Origin of the sequence: Micromonospora sp. MP36 (assembly GCF_008119785.1) — a bacterium.
In the GTDB taxonomy this organism is placed as follows: Bacteria; Actinomycetota; Actinomycetes; order Mycobacteriales; family Micromonosporaceae; genus Micromonospora.
On sequence record NZ_VSFA01000079.1, the window covers coordinates 1 to 26,431 of the forward strand.

Consider the following 26,431-nt stretch of genomic DNA (forward strand, 5'->3'; position numbering starts at 1 on the left):
GACCTCCGGACGGCCGGGGGTGCCGTACCGCGGCGCGCGCACGGCACGATCGCTGGTCACCAGGTATTCCAGGTAACGCCGGGCGGTGACCCGGGAGATCCCGGTCTCCCGACCGACCTCGGCCGCGGACCGCCCGGTGCCCCCGCCGAGCGCCGACAGCACCCGGTTCAAGGTCTGCTCGTCCAGCCCCTTGGGCAGGGTGTGCCGGGCCGCCCCGCGCAGGGTGGCGAACATCCGGTCCACCTCGTGCTGGGCGGCCACCTCGCCCTCCGCGAGGGCCTGCCGCCGGTAGTCAGCGTACCGCTCCAACTTGTCGCGGAACGCGGCGAAGGTGAACGGCTTGAGCAGGTAGTGGGTCACCCCCAGGGAGACAGCGGTGCGGACCACCGCCAGGTCCCGCGCCGAGGTCACCGCCAGCACGTCCACGCTGCTGCCCGCCGCCCGGAGGGCCCGGCACACGTCCAGGCCGTGCAGGTCGGGCAGGCGGAAGTCGAGCAGCACCAGATCGATGTCCGCGCCGCCCCGCTGCCGCAGCGCCGCCATCGCCTCCCGCGCGGTGTGCGCCACCCCGACCACCACGAAGCCGGGCACCCGCTCGGTGTACGCCTTGTGCGCCTCGGCCAGCAGCGGCTCGTCCTCCACCACCAGCACCCGAATGTCGACCTCGCTGCGCTCGCTCATGTGGCCTCCCGCGGGATCGGCAGGCGGACGGTGAACAGGGTGCCGCCGTCCTCGGCGCGGGCCACGTCGGTCCGGCCGCCGTGCCGGCGGACCACCTGCCCGACCAGCGCCAGACCGAGCCCCCGGCCGGCGCTCTTGGTGGACCACCCGCGTCGGAACGCGTCCGCCACCCGGTCCGGGTCCAGGCCGGGGCCGCTGTCGCCGACCCGGACCACGATCTCGTCGTCGGCGGCGCCGACGAACACCCGCACCCGGCGCGGTGGCGGGGTGCCGGCCACCGCCTCCAGGGCGTTGTCGACCAGGTTTCCGACCACGGTGAGCAGGTCGGTGGTGGGCAGCGGGCTGTCGTCGAGTCGGCAGTCGGGCTCGATCACCAGGTCCACGCCGCGCTCGCCGGCCCGGGCCGACTTGCCGAGCAGCAGGGCGGCCAGCGCCGGCTCGGTCACCGCCCCGACGACCCGGTCGGTGAGCTGCTGGGCCAGCGCCAGGTCACGGGTCGCGAGCTGGACGGCCTCGGCGGTGCGGCCCAGCTCCACCAGGGTCAGCACGGTGTGCAGCCGGTTGGCCGACTCGTGGGTCTGGGCCTGCAACGCCTCGGTGAGCGCGCGTACCGAGTCCAGCTCGCTGGCCAGGTTGCGTAGCTCGGTCTGGTCGCGCAGGGTCAGCACGGTGCCGAGCACGGTCCCCTCGAAGCGGGTGGTCCGCTGGTTGGCCACCAGCACCCGGTCCCCGGCGAGGATCGGCTCGTCGTGCGCGTCCCGCCCGGAGTCGAGCAGCTCGGCCACCGCGGGCGGCAGGTCGATGCCGGACACCGGCCGGTCGGTCACCGCCGCGTCCTCGGCCAGCCCGAGCAGCCGGCGTCCCTCGTCGTTGACCAGCGCCACCCGGCCGTCCCGGGTCAGCACCAGCAGCCCCTCGCGTACCGAGTGCAGGACGGCGTCGTAGTACTCGTACATCCGGGTCATCTGGCTCGGGCCCAGGCCGTGGGTCTGCCGGCGGAGCCGCCGGCTGAGCAGCCAGGAGCCGGTGGCCGCGAGGGCCAGCGCGGGGACGGCCCCGCCGAGCAGCACGGGCACCTGGCCGAGCAGCTTGCGGTTGATCGCCTTGGTGGTGATGCCGACCGAGACCAGCCCGATGATCCGGTGGCCGTCGCCGTACACCGGGACGACCGCGCGCACCGACTCGCCGAGCGTGCCGACGTTGGTGGTGGTGAACGGCTGGCCGGCCAGGGCAGGGCCGATGTCGCCGATGAACGGCTGCCCGATGAGGTCCGGGTTGGGGTGGGAGTACCGGGTCCGGTTCGGGGCCATCACGACCACGAAGTCCGTTCCGGTGGCCGTCCGGGTGGCTTCGGCGTACGGCTGGAGGGTGGCCGACGGGTCGGCGGCGGTGAGGGCCGCGCGGACGCCGGGGGCGTTGGCGACGGTCTGCGCCACCGCCAGGACCTCCTGCTCGGCGGCCTGGTTGGAGTCGCTGCGGGCCAGCAGGGCGACGCCCGCCGCGCCGGCGAGCACCAGCAGCGTCACCACCAGCGCCTGGAGGGCGAACAGCTGCCCCGCGATGCTCCACTGCCGTCGGGCCACGTCCCCTCCTTCCGTCGCACGTCGTCGCAAGTGTGGCGCACCGGTCAGCGGCCCGTTTCGGCCGCGAGTCACAGGGGTGAACAGAATGAACGCAAGGATGCCCTGTGCTGAGACCTGGTTCACATTGTGGGCATGGACACCACCACACCCACCCCCGCGGCCGCCCGGCCCGCCCGCCGGGACCGGACCCGGTACCTCTACCTCGCGGTCATCGTGGCCGTGATCGCCGGCGTCGTGGTCGGCCTCGCCGCTCCCGAGGTCGGCAAGGAGCTGAAGCCCCTCGGCACCGGCTTCGTGAACCTGATCAAGATGATGATCAGCCCGGTCATCTTCTGCACGATCGTGCTGGGCGTCGGCTCCGTCCGGCAGGCGGCCAAGGTCGGCAAGGTCGGCGGTCTGGCCCTCGGCTACTTCCTGGTCATGTCGACCGTGGCGCTGGCGATCGGCCTGGTGGTCGGCAACATCATCCACCCCGGCTCCGGCCTGAACCTGGGCCCGGAGGTGGCCGAGGCGGGCAAGGCCGCCGCCGGTGGCGAGAGCGGCGGCACCGTCGACTTCCTGCTCGGCATCATCCCGACCTCGCTGCTCTCCGCGCTGACCGAGGGCGAGGTGCTCCAGACGCTGCTGGTCGCGCTGCTGGTCGGCTTCGGCGTGCAGGCCATGGGTACGCGGGGCGAGCCGGTGCTGCGCGCTGTCGGCGTGATCCAGCGCCTCGTCTTCAAGGTGCTGGCGATGATCATGTGGGTGGCGCCGATCGGCGCGTTCGGCGCGATGGCCGCGGTGGTCGGCGCGACCGGCGTGGACGCGCTGACCAGCCTGGCGCAGATCATGCTCGGCTTCTACGTCACCTGCGTGATCTTCGTGTTCCTGGTGCTGGGTGCGGTGCTGTGGTTCGTCGCCCGGATCTCGATCTTCAAGCTGCTCGGCTACCTGGGTCGGGAGTTTTTGCTCATCCTGTCGACCTCCTCGTCGGAGTCGGCGCTGCCCCGCCTGATCGCCAAGATGGAGCACGTCGGGGTGAGCCGGCCGGTCGTCGGGATCACCGTCCCGACCGGATACTCGTTCAACCTCGACGGCACGGCCATCTACCTGACCATGGCGTCGCTGTTCGTCGCCGACGCGCTGGGCAAGCCGCTGTCGCTGGGCGAGCAGGTGTCGCTGCTGGTGTTCATGGTCATCGCGTCCAAGGGTGCGGCCGGGGTGACCGGTGCGGGCCTGGCGACCCTGGCCGGCGGGCTGCAGTCGCACCGGCCGGACCTGGTCGACGGCGTCGGGTTGATCGTCGGCATCGACCGGTTCATGTCCGAGGCGCGGGCGCTGACCAACTTCGCCGGCAACGCGGTCGCCACCGTGCTGGTGGGCACCTGGACCAGCCAGTTCGACCGGGAGCAGGCCCGGGCCGTGCTCGCCGGCGAGCGCCCGTTCGACGAGGCGACGATGCTCGACGAGGACGGCGCGCACGGGGCGCCGGAGGCGCCGGCCCCGGCGCCGCGCCCCGCCCCGCTGGCCGACGCGCCGGCCTGAGCCGGCCGCCCCCGCTCAGCGACCCGTCCCGGGCCGCGCCGGACCGTCCTCCGGTGCGGCCCGGAGCCGTACCCGCCGATGGGGACCACGACGCCGGAATTGGCTGTGCCCCGGCGCCGGCGGCGTCACTAGCGTCGGCGACGTGGAGTTGGACGAGGCGCAGAAGCTGTGGCAGCCGAAGCCCGGCTGGCTGAACACCGCCAGCTACGGGCTGCCGCCCGAGCCCGCCTGGGTGGCGTTGCAGGACGCCCTGGCGGACTGGCGGGTGGGACGGATCTCCTGGGAGGGTTGGGGCGAGGCGGCGGAGCGGGCCCGGAGCGCGTTCGCCGGGCTGGTCGGGGTGGCCCCGGCGGACGTGGCGATCGGCAGCACGGCGTCGCAGTTGCTCGCCCCGGTGGCGGCCGGGCTGCCGCCGGGCGCGACGGTGGTCGTCCCGGAGGTGGAGTTCACCTCGAACCTGTTCCCCTGGCTGGTGCAGCAGGAGCGGGGCGTCCGGGTCCGCACGGTGCCGCTGGCCGGCCTCGTCGACGCGATCGACGCCGACACCGACCTGGTCGCGTTCAGCCTGGTGCAGTCGGCCGACGGCACGGTCGCCCCGTACGACGAGATCGTCGCGGCGGCCCGGGCACACGGCGCCCTCGTCGCGGTGGACGCCACCCAGGCGTGCGGCTGGCTGCCCTTCGACGCGGGCCGGGCGGACGCGGTGGTGGTCTCGGCGTACAAGTGGTTGATGGCGCCGCGCGGCACCGCCTTCGCCTACCTGGCCCCGGCGCTGCGCGAGCGGCTGCGCCCCGACGCCGCCGGCTGGTACGCGGGGCAGGACGTGCACGCCTCCTACTACGGCCCGCCGCTGCGGCTGGCCGACGACGCCCGACGCTTCGACATCTCCCCGGCGTGGTTCAGCTACGTCGGCGCGGCACCCGCCCTGGAGCTGCTCGCCGAGATCGGGCTGCCCGCCGTGCGCGATCACGACGTGGCGCTGGCCAACCGGTTCCTGGTCGGGCTGGGCCGGCCGCCCGGCGACAGCGCGATCGTGACCGTCGCGGTGCCCGGGGCGGAGGAGAAGCTGGCCCGGGCCGGGGTGCGGGCGGCGGTCCGCGCTGGCCGGGTGCGCGCCTCCTTCCACCTCTACACCACGGAGGAGGACGTCGACCGGGCGCTGGCGGCGTTGACGGACTGAGCGAGGGCTCCCACCCCGGGACCGGGCGGGAGCCCTCGCAGCTCAGGCCAGGTGGGCGCCGATCTTCGTGTACCCGCGCAGCAGGTCCCGGGCGATGATCAGGCGCTGCATCTCGTCGGTGCCCTCGAAGATCCGGTAGAGCCGGACCTGCCGGTACCAGCGCTCGATCGGCAGCTCGCGGGTGTAGCCCATGCCGCCGTGGATCTGCAGCACCCGGTCCACCACCCGGTTGACCATGCCGGCGCCGTAGAGCTTGGCCATGGACGAGGCGTGCCGGGGGTCCAGGCCCTGGTCGACCGTCCAGGCGGCGCGCAGCACCAGCCAGCGGGCCGCCTCCAGTTCGGTCTCCGAGTCGGCGATCATCCACTGGATCGCCTGATTGGTGCCGATCCTGGTGCCGAACGTCTCCCGGGTGTTGGCCTGGTCGATCGCCATCTGCAACGCCCGCTCGGCGATGCCGAGGGCGTGCGACGGGATGGTGTAGCGCCCCTTGCCGATCCACTGCATGCCCAGCGCGAAGCCCTGCCCTTCCGCGCCGAGGATGTTGCGGTGCGGCACGCGTACGCCGTCGAAGACCAGCGACGCTGGGCCGCCCTCGCCCATCGTCTGGATGAACTCCGACCGCCAGCCCATCGCCCGGTCCACCAGGAACGCGGTGGCCCCGCCGTTGCGGGCGCCCTTCGCCGGGTCGGTGACCGCGATCACGATGGCGAAGTCGGCGTCGTTGCCGTTGGTGATGAAGGTCTTCTCGCCGTCGAGGATCCAGTCGTCGCCGTCCCGCCGGGCGCGCAGCCGGATGTTCGCCGCGTCCGAGCCGGCGCCTGGCTCGGTGATCGCGAAGCAGGAGATCCGCTCCCCTTCGATGGTGGGCAGGAGGAACTCGCGCTGCTGCTCCTCGTTGGCGTGGAACAGGATGTTGTCCGCCTCGCCGCCGAACCGGAACGGCACGAAGGTGCGGCCGAGTTCGGTCCAGACCAGCGACTGCAGGACCGCCGGCAGGTCCATCCCGCCGTACCGCTCCGGGGTGGCCAGCCCCCAGAAGCCGAACGTGCGCGCCTTGAGCTGCAGCTCGCGCAACTCGGACCGCTCTAGGCCGGGGCGGTGGGCGCGCTCGCGGCGCAGCACCTCCTGCTCCAGCGGCATCACCTCGCGGGTGATGAACGCCCGGGCGGTGTCCCGAACGGCCCGCTCCTCGTCGGACAGTGCGAAGTCCACGGTGCTCCCTCGGCGTCGGCGCGGCGGATCGCCCTCAAACTAGCGGTGTAAGTTTTCATCCGTCCAGCCCCCGCCTTCCACCGTCGAGGTGAGGCCGCGCCCGGCCGGGCCCGGTTAGGGTGCGTGAGCAGGTGGTGCCGACGGGGGAGGGTGGCGTGGCGGAACTCGGCCGCGGGCAGGCGTACGACGGCGACCCGGCACGGGCGGCCTGACGTGCCGCGACCCCGGCAGGCGCTGCTCACCCGGGACCGGATCGTCACCACCGCGCTGGGGCTGATCGACGCCGACGGGCTGGGCGCGCTCTCCACCCGGCGGCTGGCCGCGGCGCTCGGCGTACAGGGTCCCTCGCTCTACAACCACTTCGCCACCAAGGACGCCATCCTCGACGCGGTGGCGGACAGCGTCACCGCCACCGTGGACGTCAGCGCCTTCAGTCGGGTCGACTGGTGCGAGGCGCTGGGGCACTGGGCCCGGTCCTACCGGGCGGCGCTCGCCGCGCACCCGAACATCGTCCCGTACCTGGCCCAGGGGCCGGGCCGGCGGCCGGCCGCGCTCGCCATGGCCGACGCCGTCTACGGCGGCCTGGTCGGGGCGGGGTGGCCACCGGCCCGGGCCACCCACATCGGCGCGGCGCTGCGCTACTACGTCGCCGGCTCCGCGCTCGGCTCGTTCGCCCGGGGCTTCGTCGAGGACCCGGCGCTCTACGCCGCGCACCCGCACCTGAGCCAGGCGCACCGGCTCGCCGGCCACCAGCACAGCGTCGACGAGGGCGCCTTCACCCTCGGCCTGGACGCGCTGCTGCACGGCCTGCGCGCCGAGTACGAGCGGACGGTGGCGCCCCTGGAACGGGCCGCCGCTCCGGAGTAGCGTCAAAACTCCCAGCGCTAGGTTCCCCCGCGAAGGACGACATGGATCTGGCCACCGCGCCGCCCGCCCGCCTGGTCCGCCGTCACCTGCACGTCGCCGGGGAGTGGGTCGACCCCGCCGACGGCGAGACGATCCCCGTCGAGAACCCGGCCACCGGGGAGATCGTCGGGCAGGTGCCCGCCGGCACCCCGGCCGACGTCGACCGGGCCGTCGCCGCCGCCCGCGCCGCCTTCCCCGGCTGGGCGGCCACCGCCCCCGCCGAGCGGGCCGCCCACCTGGACCGGCTGCATGTCGCGCTCGCCGCCCGCGCCGACGCGATCGCGCACACCGTCGCGCTGGAGCTGGGTACCCCGCTCAAGCTCGCCACCCGGGTGCAGGCCGGCCTGCCGCTGACCGTGCTGCGCGGCATGGTCGACCTCGCCGCCCGCCCGCCGGCCGAGCAGACCGTCGGCAACTCGCTGGTGGTCCGCGAACCCGTCGGCGTGGTCGGCGCGATCACCCCGTGGAACTACCCGCTGCACCAGGTCGTCGCCAAGGTGGCCCCGGCCCTGGCGGCCGGCTGCACCGTGGTGCTCAAGCCCAGCGAGCTCACCCCGCTCACCGCGTACCTGCTCTTCGACGCGATCACCGAGGCCGGGCTGCCGGCCGGGGTGGTCAACCTGGTGCCCGGCACCGGGCCGATCGTCGGCGAGGCCCTGGCCGCCCACCCGGACGTGGACCTGGTCTCGTTCACCGGCTCCACCGCCACCGGCCGCCGGATCGCCCACCTCGCCGCCGACCGGATCGCCCGGGTCGCGCTGGAACTCGGTGGCAAGTCCGCCAACCTGATCCTCGCCGACGCCGACCTGCCCACCGCGGTCAAGGTCGGGGTGGCCAACGCCTTCCTCAACTCCGGGCAGACCTGCACCGCCTGGACCCGGATGCTGGTCCACCGGGACCGCTACGCCGAGGCGCTCGACCTGATCCGGGCCGCCGTGGCCGGATACCGGCTGGGCGACCCGTTCGACCCGGCGACCCGACTCGGCCCGCTGGTCTCCGCCGCCCAGGCCGAGCGGGTCCGTGGCCACGTCGCGCGGGCCCTGGCCGACGGCGCCCGCCTCGTCGCCGGCGGCCCGGACGTGCCGCTGCCGGCACACGGGCACTTCGTCGCGCCCACCATCTTCGCCGACGTGCACCCGGACAGCGCCCTCGCCCAGGAGGAGGTCTTCGGCCCGGTCCTCGCGGTCCTCCCGTTCGACGACACCGACGACGCCGTCGCCATCGCCAACAACTCCCGGTACGGACTGGCCGGGGCCGTCTGGTCCGCCGACGAGGACGCCGCCCTCGCCGTCGCCCGCCGGCTGCGCACCGGCCAGGTCGACGTCAACGGGGCAGCGTTCAACCCGCTCGCCCCCTTCGGCGGATACCGGCAGTCCGGCCTCGGCCGCGAGCTGGGTGCCGCCGGCGTCGAGGAGTTCACCGAGCTCAAGGCGATCCAGCGGTGAGGGCCCTGGTCGTCCGCGGGCCGGCCGCCAGCCCCGCCGTCGAGGAGGTACGCCTGCCCGCCCCCGGTCCCGGCGAGCTGCGGGTACGCATCCGCGCCGCCGGGATCCGCCACTCCGACCTGGCGATGGTCGACGGCACGCTCGCGCCCGCGTACCCGCTGGTGCTCGGGCACGAGGCGGCCGGCGTGGTCGCCGAGGCCGGCCCCGGCGCCCGGCTGGCCGTCGGTACGCCGGTGGTGCTCAACTGGGCCCCGGCCTGCCGCTCCTGCTGGCACTGCCGGCACGGCGAACCCTGGCTCTGCGCCGCCAACACCGCCCCGGCGGTGGCCCGGGGCGAGACCGCCGACGGCAGCCCGCTGCACGTCACCCTCGGCCTCGGCGCGCTGGCCGAGGAGGTGGTGGTGCCCGAGCACGCCGCCGTGGCGGTGCCCGCCGGCCTGCCGCCGGAGCACACGGCGTTGCTCGGCTGCGCGGTGCTCACCGGCACCGGCGCGGTCCGCAACACCGCCCGGGTGACGGCCGGCGAGTCGGTCGCGGTGATCGGCCTCGGCGGGGTCGGGCTCGCCGTGCTCACCGCCGCCCGCCGGGCCGGTGCCACCCCGATCCTCGCCGTCGACGTGGTGGAGGCCAAGCGGGACCTCGCGCTCGCCGCCGGGGCCACCGACTTCCTGCGCTCCAACGACACGCTGGCCAAGGAGGTCCGGGCGCGCACCGAGGGGCGCGGCGTCGACCACGCCTTCGAGTGCGTCGGGCGTGCCGCCACCATCCGGGCCGCCTGGCGGCTGACCCGGCGCGGGGGAGCGGTGACCGTGGTCGGCATGGGCGGCAGGGACGACCTGGTCAGCCTCTCCGCGCTGGACATCTTCCACTCCGCCCGGACCCTGCGCTCCTCGGTGTACGGCTCGTCCGACCCGGACCGGGAGGTGCCCGAGCTGGCCGCCGCGCTCACCGACGGCACCCTGGACCTGCGCCCGCTGATCAGCGGCACGGTCGCGCTGGACGAGGCCCCGGCGGCGTTCGACCGGCTCGCCCGGGGCGAGGGCGCCCGCTGGGTGGTCACCTTCCCGGACTGACGGGCCCTCGACGCCGGCCTCACCCGGCCCGCGGAGGGTCGATCAGCGCGGCGTAGCCGTCCAGCAGGCGGTGCAGGCCGAACTCGAAGACGCTGTCCAGGTCCAGGTCGACCGCCTCGTCCAGCGCCGCCATGGTCGGGTACCGGCCGCCGGTCATCAGCCGCTGGAACATCGCGTCGTGGGTCTCCACCCACTGCTCGTCGGTGAGGCCGGTGTCCTGCTCCGCGTGCGCCTGCGCCTCCAGGTTGGTCGCGATGCCCCGGACGTACGCCATCAGCGTCACCGCGAAGTGCCAGCGGAGCCGGGTGTCGAGCCCGAGCCCGGCGGTGGCCCGCAGCGCCCACTCGGTGTGCGCCATGCCCTTCGGCAGCGGTTGCGGGCGGGACATCGAGATGACGTGCGGCAGCCAGCGGTGCCGCCGGTAGACCGCCCACTGCCCGCGGGCGAGCAGCTCCAGGCGGGCCCGCCAGCCGGCCGGCGGCACGGCGGGCAGCGGCGCGTCGGCCAGCGCCGTGTCGGCCATCGCGAGTACGAGGTCGTCCCGGCCGCGGACGTGCCGGTAGAGGGACATGGTGGCGACGCCCAGGTCGGCGGCGAGCTGCCGCATCGACACCGCGGCCAGGCCACCCGCGTCGGCCAGGGCCATCGCGGTACGCACCAGGCGCTCGCGGCTCAGCTCCGGCTCCGCCCCGTCCGGGCCGCGGCGCGCCCGGGGCGTCACCGGGCGGGGTGGGGCGACCACGGTGCCCGCTCCCGGCCGGGTCAGCACCAGCCCCTCGTCGCGCAGCAGGGCGAGGACCTTGGTGGCGGTGGCGATGGCCACGCCGTGCTCGCGGGTGATCCGCCGGGCCGACGGCACCGGGTCGCCGGGGCGCAACTCCCCGAGCGCGATCCGGCGGCGGATCTCCCCGGCGATCCGCCGGTACGGCGGCTCCGGTCCGGACACGGTCCACCTCCGGCGCAGCGTACTAGTGCGAGGTGCGCCAGGTGCCCCTCGCCGGGGTGAGCGTACTAGGTCGCGGCGGGTCGGCACGGCGCTGAGGGCCTACGGTCCTCAGCGGACCCGGGACGACCCGGGTTGACGGTGTACGCACGACTTCAGGAGCGCTGCGATGGACGACAGGACCGTGCTCATCTCCGGCGCCAGCGTGGCGGGCCCCGCGCTGGCCTACTGGCTGCGCCGCTACGGCTTCTCAGTGACGGTGGTGGAACAGGCTCCGACCCTGCGGGCGGGCGGCCACGCGGTCGACGTGCGCGGTGCGGCCCGGGACGTCGTCGAGCGGATGGGGATCATGCCCCGGGTGCGCCAGGACAGTGTCGACGAGCGCGGCGTCGCGCTCGTCGACCGCCATGGTCGGCGAACCGCGACGATGCCCGCGGACGCGTTCGGCGGCGAGGGGATCGTCGCCGAGATCGAGATCATGCGGGGCGACCTGTCACGGATCCTCTACGACGCGACCAGCGGGGATGTCGAATACCTCTTCGGTGACCGGATCGTGGAGCTCACCCAGCACGACGACCGGGTCGAGGTGGTCTTCGCCAGCGGGAGCGCCCGCCGGTTCGACCTCGTCGTCGGCGCCGACGGGGTGCACTCCGGCGTACGCGCGCTCGCCTTCGGGCCGGAGTCCGACCACGTACGCCATCTTGGCGCGTACACGGCGTACTTCACCGTGCCGGACCCGGGCGACCTGGAGAACTGGTTCCTGATGTACAACGCGCCCGGCGGGCGGGTGGCCATGCTCCGCCCGGAGCGCGGCGGTACGGCGAAGGCGTCACTCGGCTTCACCTCGCCACCGCTGGACTACGACCGGCGCGACGTCCGCGAGCAGCAGCGGATCCTGGTCGAGCGGATGGCCGGCGCCGGCTGGCGGGTGCCGGAGTTGCTGGCGGCGATGCCGGACGCCCCGGACTTCTACTTCGACTCGATCTGCCAGGTGCGGGTCGACCGCTGGTGGCGGGGACGGGTGGCGTTGGTGGGTGACGCCGGCTACTGCGGCTCACCGCTGGTCGGCCTCGGCACCAGCATGTCCCTCGTCGGCGCGTACGTCCTCGCCGGGGAACTGGCGTCGACGCCCGACGATCACGAGGCGTCGTTCGTCCGCTACCAGGACGAGATGCGCGACTACGTCGCGGCCGCGATGGAGCTGCCGCCCGGTGGCGTCAACGGATACGCGCCGCAGTCGCAGTTGATGATCTCGTTACGCGCCCTCTCGATGCGGATGATGACCCGGTGGCCGATGCGCCAGATCCTGGCCAGGCAGTTCCAGAAGTCCGACGGCATCGTGCTCAAGGACTACGCCGCCCGACGCCTCCCGCACCACGCGGACGTGTGACGCGCCCTGCGCCGACCGCCCGGGAACCGCTCCCATGGTGGTCGGCCCACATGCCGAGCGCAATCGGCCCTGGTCTATCCGGATGTGGCGGCGGGTCGGACCGGCACCCGACCCGCCGCGCATGGCTGTCGAACCCGGCTGCCGGCCCCCGAATATGTGGGTTATCGACATGGATCGACTCCCGCGGCGCACCGTAGGTTTCCTGCACGCGACGACCCTGTGACCCCCGTCACCGACCTGGTCGTCGCGAGACGGACCTGCGGAAGGTGTGGCGATGGCCGGGCAAGCGCTCCTGTCGGCCCGCGGGCTGACCCGGGACTTCCGGGGCTTCCGGGCGGTCGACCGGGTCGACCTCGACGTAGCGCCGGAGACCGTGCACGCCCTCGTGGGGCCCAACGGCGCCGGCAAGACCACGCTGTTCAACCTGCTCACCGGCTTCCTGCCGCCCACCGCCGGGCGGATCGAACTGGCCGGCCGGGACGTGACGGGGCTGCCCCCGGAACGGGTCGCCCGGCTCGGCGTGGCCCGCTCCTTCCAGATCACCAGCCTCTTCCCCCAGCTCTCCGCCCGCGAACACGTCCAGCTGGCGTTGCAGAGCCCGAGCGGGCTGGGCTGGCGGTTCTGGCGCTCGGCCAAACTGATGCACCGCTACCGGGAGCGGGCCGACGAACTGCTGGCCATGGTCGGCCTCGGGGAGCTGGCCGAGGCGCCGGCCGAGGCCCTCGCGTACGGGCGCAAGCGAGCCCTGGAGCTGGCCATCGCCCTCGCCCTCGACCCGAAGGTGCTGCTGCTCGACGAGCCCACCGCCGGCATGGGGCTCGAGGACGTCGACCGCACCGTCGACCTGATCGCCCGGGTCCGGCAGGGCCGGACCGTGGTCATGGTCGAGCACAACATGAGCGTCGTCGGCCGGCTCGCTGACACCGTCACCGTCCTCCAAGCCGGCAAGGTCCTGGTCGAGGGGCCGTACGAGCAGGTCCGCGCCGACGAGCGGGTCATCACCGCCTACCTGGGAGCCACCGATGCTGCGCATTGACAACCTCTCCGCCTGGTACGGCGAGGCGCAGGTGCTGCGAGAGGTGAGCCTGGACGTGGCCGCCGGGGAGGTGGTCACCCTGGTCGGCCGCAACGGCGCCGGCAAGTCCACCCTGCTGCGCTGCGTGATGGGGCTGCACCCCGGCCAGCGCGGCACGGTCACCCTGGACGGCGCCGACCTGACCCGGCTGCCGGCCTACAAGCGGGCCCGGCTCGGGCTCGGCTGGGTCCCCGACGACCGTGGCGCGTACGCCACCCTCACCGTCACCGAGAACCTGACCCTGCCGCCCCGGGTCGGCCCCGACCCATGGCCGCTGGAGCGGGTGTACGAGGCGTTCCCCGCCCTCTACAGCCGGCGCGACTCGGCGGCCACCATGCTCTCCGGCGGCGAGCAGCAGATGCTCGCCCTGGCCCGGGTGCTGCGCATGGGCGCCCGGCTGCTGCTCTGCGACGAGCCCACCGAGGGGCTGTCGCCGCTGCTCGTGCAGCAGGTCGGCGACCTGCTGCGGGAGGCCAAGCAGCACGGCGTGACCGTGCTGCTGGTCGAGCAGAACCTGCACTTCGCCACCGGCGTCGCCGACCGGCACTACCTGCTGGCCGAGGGACGCATCGCGGAGGCGATGGACAACTCCGAGGTGCGCTCGCGGGAGCGCGAGCTGCTGGCGTACCTCGGGATCTGAAACGACGGCTGACCCGCGCGGACCGCGCGGTACGGAAAGGGATTGAGATGCGCAGGAGCGTGGGTGTGGCCGCCGCCTCGGCGGCGGTGGCGGCGCTGGTCACCGGCTGCGGCGGCGGTGGCCCGCAGTCCGGCGGCGACCAGAAGCTGACCGGCGACAAGATCGTGTTGGGTGTCCTCAACGACCAGTCCGGGGCCTACTCGGAGCTGTCCGGGAAGAACTCGGTCAAGGCCGTGGAGATGGCCATCGCCGACTTCAAGGCCAAGTACGGCGACAAGGCGATCACCAAGAACATCTCGGTGGAGACCGCCGACCACCAGAACAAGCCGGACGTGGCCAACAGCAAGGCCCAGGAGATGTACGACCGCAAGGGCGTCGACGCCATCCTCGACGTGCCCACCTCCTCGGCCGCACTGAAGGTCGCCGACGTGGCCAAGGAGAAGAAGAAGCTCTACTTCAACATCGGCGCGGCCACCACCGACCTGACCGGCAAGAGCTGCAACAAGTACACGTTCCACTACGCGTACGATACGTACATGCTGGCCCACGGCACCGGGACCGTGACCACCGAGCAGGTCGGCAAGAACTGGTACATCCTCTACCCGAACTACGCCTTCGGGCAGGACATGGAGAAGAGCTTCTCCGCCGCCATCACCGCCGCCGGCGGCGCGGTGGTCGGCAAGGACGGGGCGCCGTTCCCGAACACCAGCGGCGACTACTCGTCGTTCCTGCTCAAGGCCCCGACGCTGAACCCGAAGCCGCAGGTGCTCGGCACCATGCAGGCCGGCGCGGAACTGGTCAACGTGGTCAAGCAGTACAACGAGTTCAAGCTGCGGGACAAGGGCATCGGGCTGGCCGTGGGCCTGATGTTCATCACCGACATCCACTCGCTCACCCCGGCCGCCCTCGCCGGCACCACCTACACCGACGCCTGGTACTGGAACTTCGATCAGCAGAACCGGGAGTGGGCCGACCGGTTCCAGAAGGAGACCGGCACCCGGCCGTCCTTCGCGCACGCGGCCAACTACTCCGCCGCCATGCAGTACCTGGAGGCGGTGCAGGCCGCCGGCACCGACGACGCGGACACCGTGGTCAAGGGCCTCGAGGGCAAGGAGGTCAACGACCTCTTCCTGCGCAACGGCAAGATCCGCGCCGAGGACCACCGGGTCATCCACGACGCGTACCTGGCCCAGGTGAAGCCGCAGGCCGAGGTCACCGAGCCGTGGGACTACGTCAAGATCCTCAAGACCATCCCGGCGGCCGAGGCGTTCCGTACGCCGTCGCCGGACTGCAAGATGTGACGAGCTGATGTCAGGTTTCCTGCAGAACACGTTCAACGGGCTGGTGGGCGGGGCGTTCTACGCCCTGCTCGCCCTCGGGCTCGCGGTCATCTTCGGCATGCTCCGGGTGGTGAACTTCGCCCACGGCGCCTTATACATGCTCGGCGCGTTCGGGGCGTACGTGCTGCTCGCCGAGGCGGGCGTGCCGTTCTGGGCCGCACTGGTGATCATGCCGCTGGCCCTGGGCCTGCTCGGCATGGTGCTGGAGCGGGCGGTGATCCACCGGCTGACCCGGCTCGACCCGCTCTACAACTTCCTGCTCACCTTCGGCCTGACCCTGATCCTCCAGGACCTGGTGAAGTCGCGGTACGGCATCCAGTCCAGCCCGTACGCCACCCCGACCGAGCTGAGCGGGTCGGTCGACTTCGGGCTCTTCGACTTCCCCACCTACCGGGTCTTCATCCTCGGCTTCACCGTGCTGCTCTGCGTGGGAGTGTGGTGGGTGCTCGGGCGGACCCGGGTCGGCATGGTGGTCCGGGCGGCCACCGAGCGGCCCGAACTGACCCGCGCCTTCGGCATCGACGTCGGCAAGTGGGTCACCCCGGTCTTCGGCTTCGGCATCGCCCTGGCCGGGCTGGCCGGGGTGCTCGCCGCCCCGATGCGCGCGGTCAACCCGCTGATGGGCGCTGACCTGATCATCGTGGTCTTCGCGGTAGTGGTGATCGGTGGCCTCGGCTCGATCTTCGGCTCGGTCGCCGCCGGCTTCGGCATCGGCCTGATCCAGGCCTGGGGCGAGGCGTACCTGTCGGACTTCCCGATCGTGTCGCAGACCGTCGTGTTCGTGGTGATGGCCGCCGTGCTGCTCTGGCGCCCGGCCGGCCTGTTCGGCCGTGAGGAGGCACCGGCATGACCAGCGCCGTCGACACCCCCGCCGACGCGGCCCGCCCGGCGGCCCCGTCCGGGCTGGTGGCGGTCGCCCGCGCCCCCGGCTGGGTCCGGTACGCGCTGCTCGCCGTCGGCCTGCTCGTGGCGTTCTGGCTGCCCAACGGGCTCTACCCGGCGGTGGCGGTGGACATCCTCTGCTGGGCGCTGTTCGCCGTCTCGGTGGACCTGCTGCTCGGCTTCACCGGGCTGATGTCCTTCGGGCACGCCGCCTTCTGGGGCACCTCCGCGTACGTCACCGGTCTGGTGGCCATCCACGCCGGCCTGCCGTTCCCGGCGGCCGTGCTGGCCGGGGCCCTCGCGGCGGCGCTGCTCGCGCTGCCGATCGGCTACCTCGCCGTCAAGCGCGCCGGAATCTACTTCGCGATGGTCACCCTGGCCTTCGCGCAGATGGTCTACTACGTGGCCAACGAATGGCGCTCGGTCACCCAGGGCGAGAACGGCCTCCAGGGGGTGCCCCGCTCCTTCTTCGGCGCCGACCTCTCCGACGACTACTACTTCTACTACGCGATCCTGCCGATCGTGCTGCTCGGCCTGCTCGCCGCCTGGCGGATCGTCCACTCGCCGTTCGGCCGGGTGCTGGTCGGCATCCGGGACAACCCGGCCCGGGCCCGCGCGCTCGGCTACCCCGTGCACCGGTACAAGCTGACCGCGTTCGTCCTCTCCGGCTTCCTCGCCGGGCTCGGCGGTGGGCTCTTCGCCGTCGGCCACCGGTTCGTCTCTCTCGACGTGCTGCACTGGACCACCTCCGGCAAGGCCGTCATCGTGGTGGTGCTCGGCGGCATCGGCACCCTCTGGGGCGGCGTGCTCGGCGCGGCGCTGGTGGTCCGCCTGGAGGACCTGCTGTCGTTCTCCGGGTTCGAGGCGATCGGCCTGGTCACCGGGGGGATCTTCGTCCTGGTCGTGCTGCTGTTCCGGCGGGGGATCTGGGGGAGTGTCGCGGCCCTGGCGCTGCGGTGGCGTCGTCGGAGCTGACTTGCGCTTGTGGGCTGGGTCCGGGCGGTGGTTGCGCTTTGGACTGCGTCCCAGTGGGTCGGTGGTTGCGCTTGGGGGCTGGAGGCGAGGGTGACCGGCTCCGGGCGGTCAGGCTTGATCCCTACGCCGGTCACCCTCGCCCCCAGCCCCGTCGTGCGCCTTGCCCGCCCGCCGGTAACGGTTCATCCTCCAGGGCAGCTGCTGCTTTCCGATCTTGGACAGTTTGCCTTCGCTGCGGACGGCAACTTTCAAGATCTCTGGAGACGATGCTCTCTGGAGACGGCGCTGGCCGGCACCCGTGTTCGGGTGCCGGCCAGCAGCGCGTGTTCACGGTGTTCGGTTGTGCTCAGCTGTTGCTTGGGTCAGCTGTTCCAGTACTGGGCGACCAGGTCGGCGGCCTGCTGTTCCCACTGGGCGTAGGCGTCCGGGTAGGCCGACACCTGCACAGTCTGCGCCGCCTGGGTCAGGGGCATGTCCTGCCAGCCGTCGACCTGCTTCAGACCCTTCTCGAACGCCAGGGTGGCGTACTCGGGGTTGGTGATCTGCTCCGGCGTACCCCAACCCGAGCTCGGGCGCTGCTGGAACAGGCCCAGCGAGTCGTGATCATTGGCGTCGCCGAGGTGGCCCAGGTTCTCCAGCTTCGACTCCTGCAGGCTCGTGGCGATCGAGATCACCGCAGCCCGCTCCGGCAGACCAGCCTTCTTCGTCGCCGCGATGATCGCCTTCACATTCGCGACCTGCTCGTCGTTCAGGGTGATCTTCGACTGGGCGCCCTGCACACCATGCGGAACCAGCTTCCCCACGTCCGGCTTGTCGGCCTGGACCGCGGCGACCGGCTTCCCGGCAGCAACCGGGGCGTTGGCGTGAGCGGCGATCGGACCGGCGAACACACCACCGGTGAAAGCCAGACCAGCAACACCAAGAACCGTCTTACGCAGCATCGTGTTCATCACCAAAGCTCCATTCGGGGGTTTGGCGCACACAGCCCATGGGGGTGGGCATGGCACGCAAGCACCGTCAGGCGCTCAAACAAGGGGGAAAGTCTTCGAACCGGCTAGCTCGCGGGGCGAGAGGGGGTCGCCTCTTCGCGGCGCCGGGACCATATCCAACGACCGACGGCCCGCCATCATTCCGGGCCCGGTCACCCCGGCTCACCCGGGGGTGCCTCGATCGCGTGGCTCATGTGCAACGACCGGCGGCCCACCATCATTCCGCGCCCGCGCCGGCACCTCAGATTCCGGGCGCCGACCCCGGCAGCCCCGCCTTACGGGGGCTTCCTCGGCCGTGCACCCGGGTTCAACGACCCCCGGCCGCCCGCCATTCCGGCCCTAGGATGCCGCCGGTCACCCGCAAACCGGACATCACCCACCACAACGCGCCGGAAGGCGACTAGCAGACCCGGGTGATCCACTCCAGGTCGCGTAAACGGCGGTATCTGGCAGTCCCGGACCGCCACATCGCGTACCTGGAGTCGATCAAGGATTCTACCTGGGGCGGGGAGGGTGGCACGTGAGCTGGGGCACAAACGATACGAACCGGTTCCGTATCGAAAATGGCTCGCTTAGGCTCAGGCTCGTTACGAGTCTGGCCCGTATCGTATTTCGATGCGGGTGAATCGGGGGGAGAACCGGGATGGAACCGCACGAGAACACCGGACACCCGAGGAGGTGGGCGATCCTGGGGGTGCTGGTGATCAGCCTCCTCGTGGTCGTCCTCGACAACACGATTTTGAACGTCGCCCTGCGTACCCTCGCCGACCCGGTGCACGGCCTCGGCGCCAGCCAGGGCGAGCTGGAGTGGGCGATCAACTCCTACACCCTCGTCTTCGCCGGCCTGCTCTTCACCTTCGGCGTCCTGGGCGACCGCCTCGGCCGCAAGCGTTTCCTCCTGGTCGGCCTGGCGCTGTTCGGGCTGGCGTCGCTGCTGTCGGCGTACGCCCAGGACCCGGGGCAGCTGATCGCCGCCCGCGCGCTGATGGGGGTCGGTGGCGCGGCCATCATGCCGGTGACGCTGTCGATCATCTCCAACGTCTTCGACCCGCGGGAGCGGGCCCGGGCGATCGGCGTCTGGGCCGGTGCCGTCGGCCTCGCCGTGGCGATCGGCCCGGTCCTCGGCGGCGCCCTGCTGGAGCGCTACTGGTGGGGCTCGGTCTTCCTGATCAACGTGCCGGTGGTGCTGCTCGGCCTGGTGCTGGTCGCCGCGCTGGTGCCGGAGTCGCGCGACCCGAGGCCGGGCCGCGTCGACGTGCTCGGCGTACTGCTGTCCGTGGTCGGTCTGGTCGCGCTCACCTACGGCATCATCGACGGCGGCGAGCACGGCTTCGACCGGCTGCCGGTCTGGGTCGCCATCGCCGGTGGGCTGGCAGTGCTGGCCGGGTTCGTCGCCCACGAGCTGCGCAGCGACCACCCGTCGCTGGACGTGCGGCTGTTCCGGGTGCCCCGGTTCGCCGCCCCGGTGGCGATGGTCGGGCTGGTCTTCTTCGCCGCGATGGGCGTGATGTTCTTCGGCGCGTTCTACCTGCAGCTGGTGCGCGGCTACACCCCGCTGGAGAGCGGCCTGCTCTTCCTGCCGTTCGCCCTCGCCCAGCTCATCTTCGCCCCGCGCAGCGCCGCCATGGTCCGCCGCTACGGCGGCCGGGCGGTCTCCACGGTCGGGCTGCTGCTCACCGCCGCCGCGCTCGGCGCGTTCGTCCTCATCGACGCGGACACCCCGATCTGGATCTTCTCGGCGCTGGGCTTCATCCAGGGCGCCGGGATGGCAAACATCATGCCCCCGGCCACCGAGTCGATCATGTCGGCGCTGCCTCGGGAGAAGGCCGGCGTCGGTTCCGCGGTGAGCAACACCGTCCGCCAGGTGGCCGGCGCGCTCGGCGTGGCGATCCTCGGCTCGGTGCTCTCCGCGGTCTACCGCAGCGACGTGGCCTCCGCGCTGACCGGCCTGCCCGGCCCGGCGCAGGACGCGGCCCGGGAGTCGATCTCCGGCGCGTACGCGGCGGCGGCGCAGCTCGGGCCGGTCGCGCCGCGGCTGATCGCGGCGGCCAACGACTCGTTCGTGTCGGCGATGCACTGGGCGGCGGCGCTCTCCGCGCTGGTGGCCGCGTTCGGCATCGTCATCGTGCTCCGTTGGATGCCGGGCCGCCCGGTGCCCGCCGCGGCCGACGCCCGGCCGGCCGCCGAACCTGAGTTGGCCGGGACCGCGTAGGTTCGGCGACAATGTCTGACATGAGTTCCACCGCCGATGCTCCGCGGTCGCCCGGGCGACCGCGGAGCAGCCGCGCGGACGAGGCGATCGTGCAGGCGACCCTGGACCTGCTGGCCGAGGGCAGCACCATCGAGGCGCTCTCCATCGAGGCGATCGCCGCTCGCGCCGGGGTCGGCAAGGCCACCATCTATCGTCGCTGGCCGGGCAAGGAAGCCCTGCTGCTCGACGCGTTGCGCACCCTCAAGGGCATCCCGCCCGAGCCGGCCGGCCACTCCGTCCGGGACGACCTGGTGCTGCTGGTCGGGGCGATCGGGCACAACGTCGACCCGCGGGCCGCGAAGATCATGCCCTGTCTGGTGCCGGAGGTGAACCGCAGCCCGGTGCACTACCAGCTCTACCGGAACATGGTCGAGCCGCGCCGGAAGCTGATGCGGCAGGTGCTCGAGCGCGGCGTACGCAGCGGGGAACTCCGCGCCGACCTGGACATCGAGCTGGCCATGGCGCTGCTGAGCGGGCCGATGCTGATGCAGCGGATGCTGCGCTGGCAGCCGGAGCTGGACGGCCGGATCCTGCCGGAGCGGATCGTCGACGCCGTCCTGGACGGCCTCCGCGCCCGCTGACCCGGGTCCCCGGCCGGGGCACCGTCCGCCGCGTCCCGGTCACCCCGCACACGGCAGGGTCGGCGACCTCGGCCGGGCAGCTCAGCCGGCGGGGGTACGCAGCCGGTGCAGCCGCAACGCCAGCTGCACCTCCAGGGCGCGCTCCGGCTTCTGCCAGTCCGCGCCGAGCAGCTGCCCGACCCGCTCCAGCCGCTGGGTCACCGTGTTGACGTGCACGTGCAGCAGCTCCGCCGCCCGGGCCAGGCTGCCGCCCACCCCGAAGTACGCCTCCAGCGTCTTGACCAGCGCCGTGCCCCGCCGGGCGTCGTAGTCCACCACCGGCCCCACCGTCGCGGTGAGGAACCGGGCCACGTCCCGGTCGCCCGAGTCGCCGACCGCCCCGAGCAGCAGCCCGACGAACCCCAGCTCGGCCGTGCTCGCGCCCTGCCCCGCGCGGCCCAGCGCGCCCAGCGCGGTCAGGCAGCGTTCCGCCTCGGCGAACGTGGCGGCCAGCGACGCCGGCCCGGTCGACGGCCCGCTCGCCCCGGCGGTCACCGGCCGGCCGGTGACCCGCGACAGGTCCCGGGCCACCGCGCGCGCGGCGCCGCCGGCGTCCTTGCCGGGCAGCATCAGCACCACCCGGCCGTCCCGCGCCGCCGCCAGCCCGCTCCGGGTGGAGGCGTACGTGGTGGCCCAGGAGAGCACCCGCTGCCGGGCCGAGCCGGTCGCGGCGATCGCGTCGTCGCCCACGGCCACCAGCACGTGCGGGGCGTCCAGGTCCACCCCGAGCCGCCGGGCCCGGCTGCGCAGCGCGTCGGCGTCCCGCAGCGGCCGGGCGATCAGGTCGTCCAGCAGTTCACCCCGGACCCGCCCCTCCGCCTCGGCCACCGTCCGCCGGAACAGCAGCAGCAGCGCGGTCACCAGCGCGGCCCGCTCCAGGATCCGCTGGTCGGCGTCGACCAGTTCGCCGTCCGGGCGCAGCACCAGCGCGCCCAGGTTCTCCGCGCCGGCCACCACGGCGGCGTACCAGAGCGGACCGCGGCGGACGCTGCGCCCCTCGGTCCGGGACGCGGCCACCGCCTCCACGATGTCGGCCCGCTCCGGCTCCTCGATCTCGCCCACCCGGGCCAGCCGCCGCCCCTCGGCGTCCAGCGCCAGCAGCGCCCCGCCGAGCACCTCGGTCACCGCCGCCGCCACGTCCTCCATCCCGCCGCCGCGCACCACCAGGGCGGTCATCCGGTCGTGGGCGGCCGCGGCCCGCTCCACCGAGCTGCTGTGCGCCCGGATGGTGCTGTTCGCCGCCGACAACTCCGCCAGCGCCGCGCGGGTCTCGGCGAGCAGCCGGGCGGTGTCGATCGCCACGGCCGCGTGCGCCGCGAGGGAGACGAGCAGGGACACCTCCTCCCGGGCGAACGGCCGGGCCGACCGGTTGGCCGCGTACAGCACGCCGATCACGCTCGACCCGAGCCGCAGCGGCACGCCGAGGATCGCCACCAGGCCCTCCTCGCCCACCCCGGCGTCGATCTCCCCGGTGTGGTGGAACCGTTCGTCCTCCGGGTAGTTGGCCGTCACGTACGGGGTGCCGGTCTGCGCCACCAGCCCGCCCAGGCCGGCGCCCATCGGCAGCCGCAGTTGCTGGAACCGGGCCGAGATCGAGCCGTCGGTGACCCGCATGTACGTGTCGCCGCGCTCCTCGTCGTTGAGCGTCATGTACGCCACGTCGGTGCCGAGCAGGTTCCGGGCCCGGTGCACGATGGCCCGCAGCACGTCGTCCAGGTCGCGCAGCCCGGCCAGGTCGCTGGCCGTGTCGTACAGGCCGGAGAGCTCGATCTCCCGGCGGCGCCGGCGCTCCAGCAGCGCGCGGACCCGCAGCGCCACCACCTTCGCCTGCTCCAGCTCGGCCAGCCGCTCGGCGGGCAGGCCGGCGGCGCGGGCCGCGACCAGCGGCCCTTCGAACTCCACCGCGGCGGCCTCCCGGGCCAGCAGCTCGAGAAACTCGACGGGTGACGACATGACCGTCATTGTGCGGGGCGCCACTAGTTCGCCGTCCAGCCCCCGTCGAGGGCGATCGAGGCGCCGGTGATGAACGATGCCGGCGGGGAGCACAGGTACGCCACCAGCTCCGCCACCTCCTCCGGCTCGATCAGCCGCTTGATCGCCGCCCGGGCCAGCATGATCTTCTCGACCACCTCGTCCTCGCCGATGCCGTGGGTGGCCGCCTGGTCGGCGATCTGGCTCTCCACCAGCGGCGTCCGCACGTACGCCGGGTTGATGCAGTTGGCAGTCACCCCGTGCGCGGCGCCCTCCAGGGCGACCACCTTCGACAGCCCCTCCAGCGCGTGCTTGGCCGAGACGTACGCCGCCTTGTACGGCGAGGCGCGCAGCCCGTGCACCGAGGAGATGTTGACGATCCGGCCCCAGCCGTTGGCGTACATGTGCGGCAGCGCCCGCCGGATCAGCAGGAACGGCGCCTCCACCATCACGCGTTGGATGTATTCGAAGCGTTCGACGGGGAAGTCCTGCACCGGCGCGACGTGCTGCAGGCCGGCGTTGTTGACCACGATGTCGACGTCGACGTCCAGCCGGTCCACGGCGGTCGGGTCGGCCAGATCGATGCCCTCGGCGCGACCGCCCGCCTCGGCGGCGACCGCCTTGGCCGCCTCCACGTTGCGGTCGACCACCAGCACCGCCGCGCCGGCTGCCGCCAGCCGTAGGGCGCAGGCCCGTCCGATGCCGCTGCCACCACCGGTCACCAGGGCGCTACGACCGGAGAGGTCGACGCGTACGACGTGGGGGACCGCCACGGGTTCTGCCGTCATGGCGCAAGAAGTTACGAGCTGTGTGGCCGGGCGCACATGGCGTACGGACACATACTCCGCCCGAGGGGTGTGTGGGTGGGCGCGACTCGTGCCGCCCCGGCTGGCTCTGGAGGTCGGCACCGTCGCCCAACTCGCTCCCGCGATGTGTCAGGGGTGCCTGGCAGAGTGACCGGCGGCAGGCGCCGCGCGGCAGCGGCTGGCGGAGCGCGACGGAAGGCGGGACGTGACGAAGACCGGAGCGGACACCAGCCGGACGGACCATGCCGAGCCGGCCACCTTCCCGGCCAGCCTGTTCCGCTGGTCGGGCGCGGGTGGGTGGGTCTTCGCCGTGGTGCCGGACGAGTACGCCCCGTCCTCGGCCGGGCCGTTCGGCCGGGTCCCGGTCGTCGCCACCGTGGACGGTCGCACCTGGCCGACCAGCGTCTGGCGGGACCGGCGGCACGGCTGGCTCCTGGCGGTGCCGGCACGGATCCGGGCCGGCAAGGACGACGGCGACGTGGTCCGGGTGTCCGTCGCGGTCGACCACGCGCGGATGTAGCGGGTGGTGTGTCCGCCCGGCGGTTTGCCCCGACGGCGTGTCCGCCCGGGCGCGCCCCGGAGTGGATCGGTAGGGTGTCGAACACACGTACTGCTGGCGGTCGGGGAGGAGGCGGCGTGCGGGTGCTCGGCGTCGACCCGGGGCTGACCCGGTGCGGGGTCGGCGTGGTCGAGGGCGTGCCGGGGCGGCCCTGCACGCTGGTCGCCTACTACGTCGTCTACACCGATCCCGCCGACGAGTTGCCGCTGCGCCTGCTGCACCTGGACCGCTCGCTCACCGACCTGATCGCCGAGCACCGGCCGGACGCGGTCGCCGTGGAGCGGGTGTTCAGCCAGCACAACGTCCGCACCGTGATGGGCACGGCCCAGGCCAGCGGGATCGCGGTGCTCGCCGGGGCGCGCGTCGGGCTGCCCGTGCAGACCTACACCCCGAGCGAGGTCAAGGCGGCGGTGACCGGCTCCGGTCAGGCCGACAAGGCGCAGATGACCGCGATGGTCACCCGGCTGCTGCGGCTGCCCGAGCCGCCCCGGCCCGCCGACGCCGCCGACGCCCTGGCCCTGGCCATCTGCCACGTCTGGCGCGGTGGCACCCGATCCAAGCTGGCCGCCGCTGCCGAGCGGGCACGACGAGGAGGAGCTCGATGATCGCTAGCGTGCGCGGCACGGTGACCGCGACCGGTCCGGACCACGCCGTGGTGGAGGTGGGCGGCATCGGCCTGGCGGTGCAGTGCGCCCCCGGCACCCTCGCCGAGCTGCGGATCGGCCAGCCGGCCCGGCTCGCCACCAGCCTGGTCGTCCGGGAGGACTCGCTCACCCTCTACGGCTTCGCGGATGACGACGCCAAGCAGCTCTTCGAACTGCTCCAGACCGCCAGCGGAGTGGGCCCCCGGCTGGCCCAGGCGGTGCTCGCCGTGCACACCCCGGACGCGGTCCGCAAGGCCATCGCCAACGCTGACACCGCCGCGCTGACCCGGGTGCCCGGCATCGGCAAGAAGGGCGCCGAGCGGCTCGTCCTCGAACTGCGCGACCGGATCGGCCCGGTGCCGATCGGCCCGGACGGCGCGGCCGGGGTGACCGCGGGCCCCTGGCCGGAGCAGGTGCGCCAGGCCCTGGTCGGGCTCGGCTGGACGGCCGCCCAGGCCGAGCAGGCCGTCGCCGCGGTCGCCGAGACCGTCGACGGGGAGACCCCGCCGGTGCCGGTCCTGCTCAAGCAGGCCATCCGCCTCCTGGGTCGCACCCGATGACGAGCGCGAGGACGCGCGTTCCGGGGCGGCTCGCGTGGGATGCGGCCGAGCCGAAATGCGCGCTTGAGTCAGGGTTGCGAGCCCCGCAGTCACGAATGAAGATCAACTCATGACGGGGGAGAACCTGGTCTCGGCGTACGTCAGCGACGCGGAACGGGACGCGGAGGCCAGCGTCCGGCCGAAGCGGCTGGAGGAGTTCATCGCCCAGCACCGGGTCCGCGACCAGCTCGACCTGCTGCTCAAGGGCGCGATGCGGCGGGGCTCCCCGCCCGACCACATCCTCCTGTCGGGGCCGCCTGGCCTCGGGAAAACGACGTTGGCCAATATCGTGGCGGCCGAGCTGGGCTCGGGGATCCGGGTGACCAGCGGGCCGGCCATCGAGCGCTCCGGCGACCTGGCCGCCATCCTGACCAGCCTCGCCGAGGGCGACGTGCTGTTCATCGACGAGATCCACCGGATCGCCAAGCCGGCCGAGGAACTGCTCTACAGCGCGATGGAGGACTTCCGGGTCGACGTGGTGGTCGGCAAGGGCCCCGGCGCGACCGCCATTCCGCTCGACGTGGAGCCGTTCACGCTGGTCGGCGCGACCACCCGCTCCGGCCTGCTCACCGGGCCGATGCGGGACCGGTTCGGCTTCGTCGCCCACCTCGACTTCTACGCCCCGGCCGACCTGGAGGCGCTGCTGCGCCGCTCGGCGCGGATCCTCGGCGTGCCCATCACCGACGAGGGCGCGATCGAGATCGCCGGCCGGTCGCGGGGGACGCCCCGGATCGCCAACCGGCTGCTGCGCCGGGTCCGCGACTTCGCCGAGGTCCGGGCCGACGGCGTGGTCAACCGGGAGACCGCCCAGGCCGCCCTCACCGTGTACGACGTCGACGCGCTCGGGCTGGACCGGCTGGACCGGGCGGTGCTCACCGCGTTGGTCGACTCGTTCCGGGGCGGCCCGGTGGGGCTCTCCACCCTCGCCGTGGCGGTGGGCGAGCAGCCGGACACGGTCGAGGAGGTGTGCGAGCCGTTCCTGGTGCGGGCCGGGCTGCTGGCGCGCACGCCCCGGGGGCGGGTCGCGACCGAGGCTGCCTGGCACCATCTGGGGCGTACGCCGCCGAATGGTACATTTGGCACCGAGACGCGGCCCGCGCCCGATCTGTTCTCCGTGCAGACCGATCAGCCGTGATCCGA

Annotated in this window: 24 protein-coding genes; 17 read left to right on the forward strand and 7 right to left on the reverse strand. The window is 73.2% G+C overall.

Features of this window, described 5'->3' with window-relative positions; all coding sequences use genetic code 11:
- Positions 1 to 681, reverse strand: a 681-nt coding sequence (locus tag FXF52_RS31275) for a response regulator (protein ID WP_148802236.1), incomplete at its 3' end; no start/stop codon positions are given.
- Entirely contained in the window at positions 678 to 2,264 is a 1,587-nt protein-coding gene (locus FXF52_RS31280; RefSeq protein WP_148802238.1) for a sensor histidine kinase, read from the reverse strand. The genes FXF52_RS31275 and FXF52_RS31280, both read right to left, overlap by 4 nt.
- Before the next feature lie 132 nt (positions 2,265 to 2,396).
- Between FXF52_RS31280 and FXF52_RS31285 the strand changes: the two genes are divergently transcribed.
- Together FXF52_RS31285 and FXF52_RS31290 are read left to right on the forward strand one after the other, a co-directional pair.
- Positions 2,397 to 3,788, forward strand: a complete 1,392-nt coding sequence (locus FXF52_RS31285) for a cation:dicarboxylate symporter family transporter (protein ID WP_148802240.1) — start codon at positions 2,397 to 2,399, stop codon at positions 3,786 to 3,788.
- A gap of 142 nt (positions 3,789 to 3,930) precedes the next feature.
- A complete protein-coding gene (locus FXF52_RS31290; RefSeq protein WP_148802242.1) occupies positions 3,931 to 4,968 on the forward strand; it encodes an aminotransferase class V-fold PLP-dependent enzyme in 1,038 nt (345 codons plus the stop codon).
- Between the two features lie 42 nt (positions 4,969 to 5,010).
- Here FXF52_RS31290 and FXF52_RS31295 read toward each other — a convergent pair whose 3' ends face one another.
- Positions 5,011 to 6,183, reverse strand: coding sequence for an acyl-CoA dehydrogenase family protein (locus FXF52_RS31295; RefSeq protein ID WP_148802244.1), 1,173 nt, complete (start codon positions 6,181 to 6,183; stop codon positions 5,011 to 5,013).
- 213 nt (positions 6,184 to 6,396) lie between these two features.
- Between FXF52_RS31295 and FXF52_RS31300 the strand changes: the two genes are divergently transcribed.
- From FXF52_RS31300 to FXF52_RS31310, 3 genes are read left to right on the forward strand one after another with little or no spacing between them, the layout of a single operon-like run.
- Entirely contained in the window at positions 6,397 to 7,050 is a 654-nt protein-coding gene (locus FXF52_RS31300) for a TetR/AcrR family transcriptional regulator (RefSeq protein WP_148802246.1), read from the forward strand.
- A gap of 41 nt (positions 7,051 to 7,091) precedes the next feature.
- A complete protein-coding gene (locus FXF52_RS31305; protein ID WP_148802248.1) occupies positions 7,092 to 8,534 on the forward strand; it encodes an aldehyde dehydrogenase family protein in 1,443 nt (480 codons plus the stop codon).
- Entirely contained in the window at positions 8,531 to 9,607 is a 1,077-nt protein-coding gene (locus FXF52_RS31310) for a zinc-binding dehydrogenase (protein ID WP_187413829.1), read from the forward strand. The genes FXF52_RS31305 and FXF52_RS31310 overlap by 4 nt, the downstream gene beginning before the upstream one ends.
- Before the next feature lie 19 nt (positions 9,608 to 9,626).
- On the opposite strand, the gene FXF52_RS31315 is transcribed toward FXF52_RS31310, so the two are convergent.
- Positions 9,627 to 10,553 (reverse strand): TetR/AcrR family transcriptional regulator C-terminal domain-containing protein, encoded by a 927-nt coding sequence (locus tag FXF52_RS31315; protein WP_148802250.1) that lies wholly within the window; start codon positions 10,551 to 10,553, stop codon positions 9,627 to 9,629.
- Positions 10,554 to 10,719: 166 nt separating this feature from the next.
- On the opposite strand from FXF52_RS31315, the gene FXF52_RS31320 reads away from it, so the two are divergent.
- From FXF52_RS31320 to FXF52_RS31345, 6 genes are all read left to right on the forward strand, one after another.
- A complete protein-coding gene (locus tag FXF52_RS31320) occupies positions 10,720 to 11,940 on the forward strand; it encodes an FAD-dependent monooxygenase (RefSeq protein ID WP_148802252.1) in 1,221 nt (406 codons plus the stop codon).
- A 274-nt stretch (positions 11,941 to 12,214) separates the two neighbouring features.
- On the forward strand, positions 12,215 to 12,976 hold the full coding sequence (locus FXF52_RS31325; RefSeq protein ID WP_148802254.1) for an ABC transporter ATP-binding protein: 762 nt from the start codon (positions 12,215 to 12,217) through the stop codon (positions 12,974 to 12,976).
- The gene (locus tag FXF52_RS31330) at positions 12,963 to 13,655 is read left to right on the forward strand and encodes an ABC transporter ATP-binding protein (RefSeq protein WP_148802256.1); all 693 of its coding nucleotides are present in this window, start codon (positions 12,963 to 12,965) and stop codon (positions 13,653 to 13,655) included. The genes FXF52_RS31325 and FXF52_RS31330 overlap by 14 nt, the downstream gene beginning before the upstream one ends.
- A 47-nt stretch (positions 13,656 to 13,702) precedes the next feature.
- Complete coding sequence (locus tag FXF52_RS31335) at positions 13,703 to 14,956, forward strand: ABC transporter substrate-binding protein (protein ID WP_187413830.1); 1,254 nt, start codon at positions 13,703 to 13,705, stop codon at positions 14,954 to 14,956.
- Positions 14,957 to 14,963: 7 nt separating this feature from the next.
- Positions 14,964 to 15,845 carry a branched-chain amino acid ABC transporter permease gene (locus FXF52_RS31340; protein WP_148802258.1) on the forward strand — a complete coding sequence of 294 codons (882 nt, stop codon included), beginning with the start codon at positions 14,964 to 14,966 and terminating at the stop codon, positions 15,843 to 15,845.
- A complete protein-coding gene (locus tag FXF52_RS31345) occupies positions 15,842 to 16,852 on the forward strand; it encodes a branched-chain amino acid ABC transporter permease (protein ID WP_148802260.1) in 1,011 nt (336 codons plus the stop codon). The genes FXF52_RS31340 and FXF52_RS31345 overlap by 4 nt, the downstream gene beginning before the upstream one ends.
- Positions 16,853 to 17,214: 362 nt before the next feature.
- Here the strand turns inward: FXF52_RS31345 and FXF52_RS31350 are convergent, their stop codons facing one another.
- Complete coding sequence (locus FXF52_RS31350) at positions 17,215 to 17,802, reverse strand: hypothetical protein (RefSeq protein WP_148802289.1); 588 nt, start codon at positions 17,800 to 17,802, stop codon at positions 17,215 to 17,217.
- A 682-nt stretch (positions 17,803 to 18,484) separates the two neighbouring features.
- Here FXF52_RS31350 and FXF52_RS31355 point away from each other — a divergent pair.
- Both FXF52_RS31355 and FXF52_RS31360 read left to right on the forward strand, forming a co-directional pair.
- Complete coding sequence (locus tag FXF52_RS31355) at positions 18,485 to 20,053, forward strand: MFS transporter (protein WP_148802262.1); 1,569 nt, start codon at positions 18,485 to 18,487, stop codon at positions 20,051 to 20,053.
- 11 nt (positions 20,054 to 20,064) lie between these two features.
- Positions 20,065 to 20,673, forward strand: a complete 609-nt coding sequence (locus FXF52_RS31360) for a TetR/AcrR family transcriptional regulator (protein ID WP_148802264.1) — start codon at positions 20,065 to 20,067, stop codon at positions 20,671 to 20,673.
- Between the two features lie 81 nt (positions 20,674 to 20,754).
- Here the strand turns inward: FXF52_RS31360 and FXF52_RS31365 are convergent, their stop codons facing one another.
- Together FXF52_RS31365 and FXF52_RS31370 are read right to left on the reverse strand one after the other, a co-directional pair.
- Positions 20,755 to 22,674: a helix-turn-helix domain-containing protein gene (locus FXF52_RS31365; RefSeq protein WP_148802266.1), complete on the reverse strand. Its 1,920-nt coding sequence runs from the start codon at positions 22,672 to 22,674 to the stop codon at positions 20,755 to 20,757.
- 14 nt (positions 22,675 to 22,688) lie between these two features.
- Positions 22,689 to 23,471 (reverse strand): 3-hydroxybutyrate dehydrogenase, encoded by a 783-nt coding sequence (locus tag FXF52_RS31370; protein WP_148802268.1) that lies wholly within the window; start codon positions 23,469 to 23,471, stop codon positions 22,689 to 22,691.
- A gap of 223 nt (positions 23,472 to 23,694) precedes the next feature.
- On the opposite strand from FXF52_RS31370, the gene FXF52_RS31375 reads away from it, so the two are divergent.
- The 4 genes from FXF52_RS31375 to ruvB all read left to right on the forward strand — a co-directional run bounded on the left by FXF52_RS31375 (position 23,695) and on the right by ruvB (position 26,426).
- Positions 23,695 to 24,009: a DUF1905 domain-containing protein gene (locus FXF52_RS31375; protein WP_187413831.1), complete on the forward strand. Its 315-nt coding sequence runs from the start codon at positions 23,695 to 23,697 to the stop codon at positions 24,007 to 24,009.
- Positions 24,010 to 24,125: 116 nt separating this feature from the next.
- Positions 24,126 to 24,653: a crossover junction endodeoxyribonuclease RuvC gene (gene ruvC, locus FXF52_RS31380; RefSeq protein WP_148802272.1), complete on the forward strand. Its 528-nt coding sequence runs from the start codon at positions 24,126 to 24,128 to the stop codon at positions 24,651 to 24,653.
- On the forward strand, positions 24,650 to 25,252 hold the full coding sequence (gene ruvA / locus FXF52_RS31385) for a Holliday junction branch migration protein RuvA (RefSeq protein ID WP_148802274.1): 603 nt from the start codon (positions 24,650 to 24,652) through the stop codon (positions 25,250 to 25,252). Before ruvC ends, ruvA begins: the two co-directional genes overlap by 4 nt.
- Positions 25,253 to 25,361: 109 nt before the next feature.
- Positions 25,362 to 26,426, forward strand: a complete 1,065-nt coding sequence (gene ruvB / locus FXF52_RS31390; protein ID WP_148802276.1) for a Holliday junction branch migration DNA helicase RuvB — start codon at positions 25,362 to 25,364, stop codon at positions 26,424 to 26,426.
- Positions 26,427 to 26,431 lie beyond the last annotated feature (5 nt).

Excerpts from the sequence above, each read along its gene's own strand:
- FXF52_RS31365 (WP_148802266.1), bottom strand. The coding sequence starts at position 22,674 with ATGACGGTCATGTCGTCACCCGTCGAGTTTCTCGAGCTGCTGGCCCGG.
- FXF52_RS31340 (WP_148802258.1), top strand. The coding sequence starts at position 14,964 with ATGTCAGGTTTCCTGCAGAACACGTTCAACGGGCTGGTGGGCGGGGCG.
- FXF52_RS31325 (WP_148802254.1), top strand. The coding sequence starts at position 12,215 with ATGGCCGGGCAAGCGCTCCTGTCGGCCCGCGGGCTGACCCGGGACTTC.
- FXF52_RS31345 (WP_148802260.1), top strand. The coding sequence starts at position 15,842 with ATGACCAGCGCCGTCGACACCCCCGCCGACGCGGCCCGCCCGGCGGCC.
- FXF52_RS31370 (WP_148802268.1), bottom strand. The coding sequence starts at position 23,471 with ATGACGGCAGAACCCGTGGCGGTCCCCCACGTCGTACGCGTCGACCTC.
- ruvB (WP_148802276.1), top strand. The coding sequence starts at position 25,362 with ATGACGGGGGAGAACCTGGTCTCGGCGTACGTCAGCGACGCGGAACGG.
- FXF52_RS31285 (WP_148802240.1), top strand. The coding sequence starts at position 2,397 with ATGGACACCACCACACCCACCCCCGCGGCCGCCCGGCCCGCCCGCCGG.
- FXF52_RS31350 (WP_148802289.1), bottom strand. The coding sequence starts at position 17,802 with ATGAACACGATGCTGCGTAAGACGGTTCTTGGTGTTGCTGGTCTGGCT.
- FXF52_RS31355 (WP_148802262.1), top strand. The coding sequence starts at position 18,485 with ATGGAACCGCACGAGAACACCGGACACCCGAGGAGGTGGGCGATCCTG.
- FXF52_RS31360 (WP_148802264.1), top strand. The coding sequence starts at position 20,065 with ATGTCTGACATGAGTTCCACCGCCGATGCTCCGCGGTCGCCCGGGCGA.
- FXF52_RS31305 (WP_148802248.1), top strand. The coding sequence starts at position 7,092 with ATGGATCTGGCCACCGCGCCGCCCGCCCGCCTGGTCCGCCGTCACCTG.
- ruvA (WP_148802274.1), top strand. The coding sequence starts at position 24,650 with ATGATCGCTAGCGTGCGCGGCACGGTGACCGCGACCGGTCCGGACCAC.
- FXF52_RS31330 (WP_148802256.1), top strand. The coding sequence starts at position 12,963 with ATGCTGCGCATTGACAACCTCTCCGCCTGGTACGGCGAGGCGCAGGTG.
- FXF52_RS31320 (WP_148802252.1), top strand. The coding sequence starts at position 10,720 with ATGGACGACAGGACCGTGCTCATCTCCGGCGCCAGCGTGGCGGGCCCC.
- FXF52_RS31335 (WP_187413830.1), top strand. The coding sequence starts at position 13,703 with ATGCGCAGGAGCGTGGGTGTGGCCGCCGCCTCGGCGGCGGTGGCGGCG.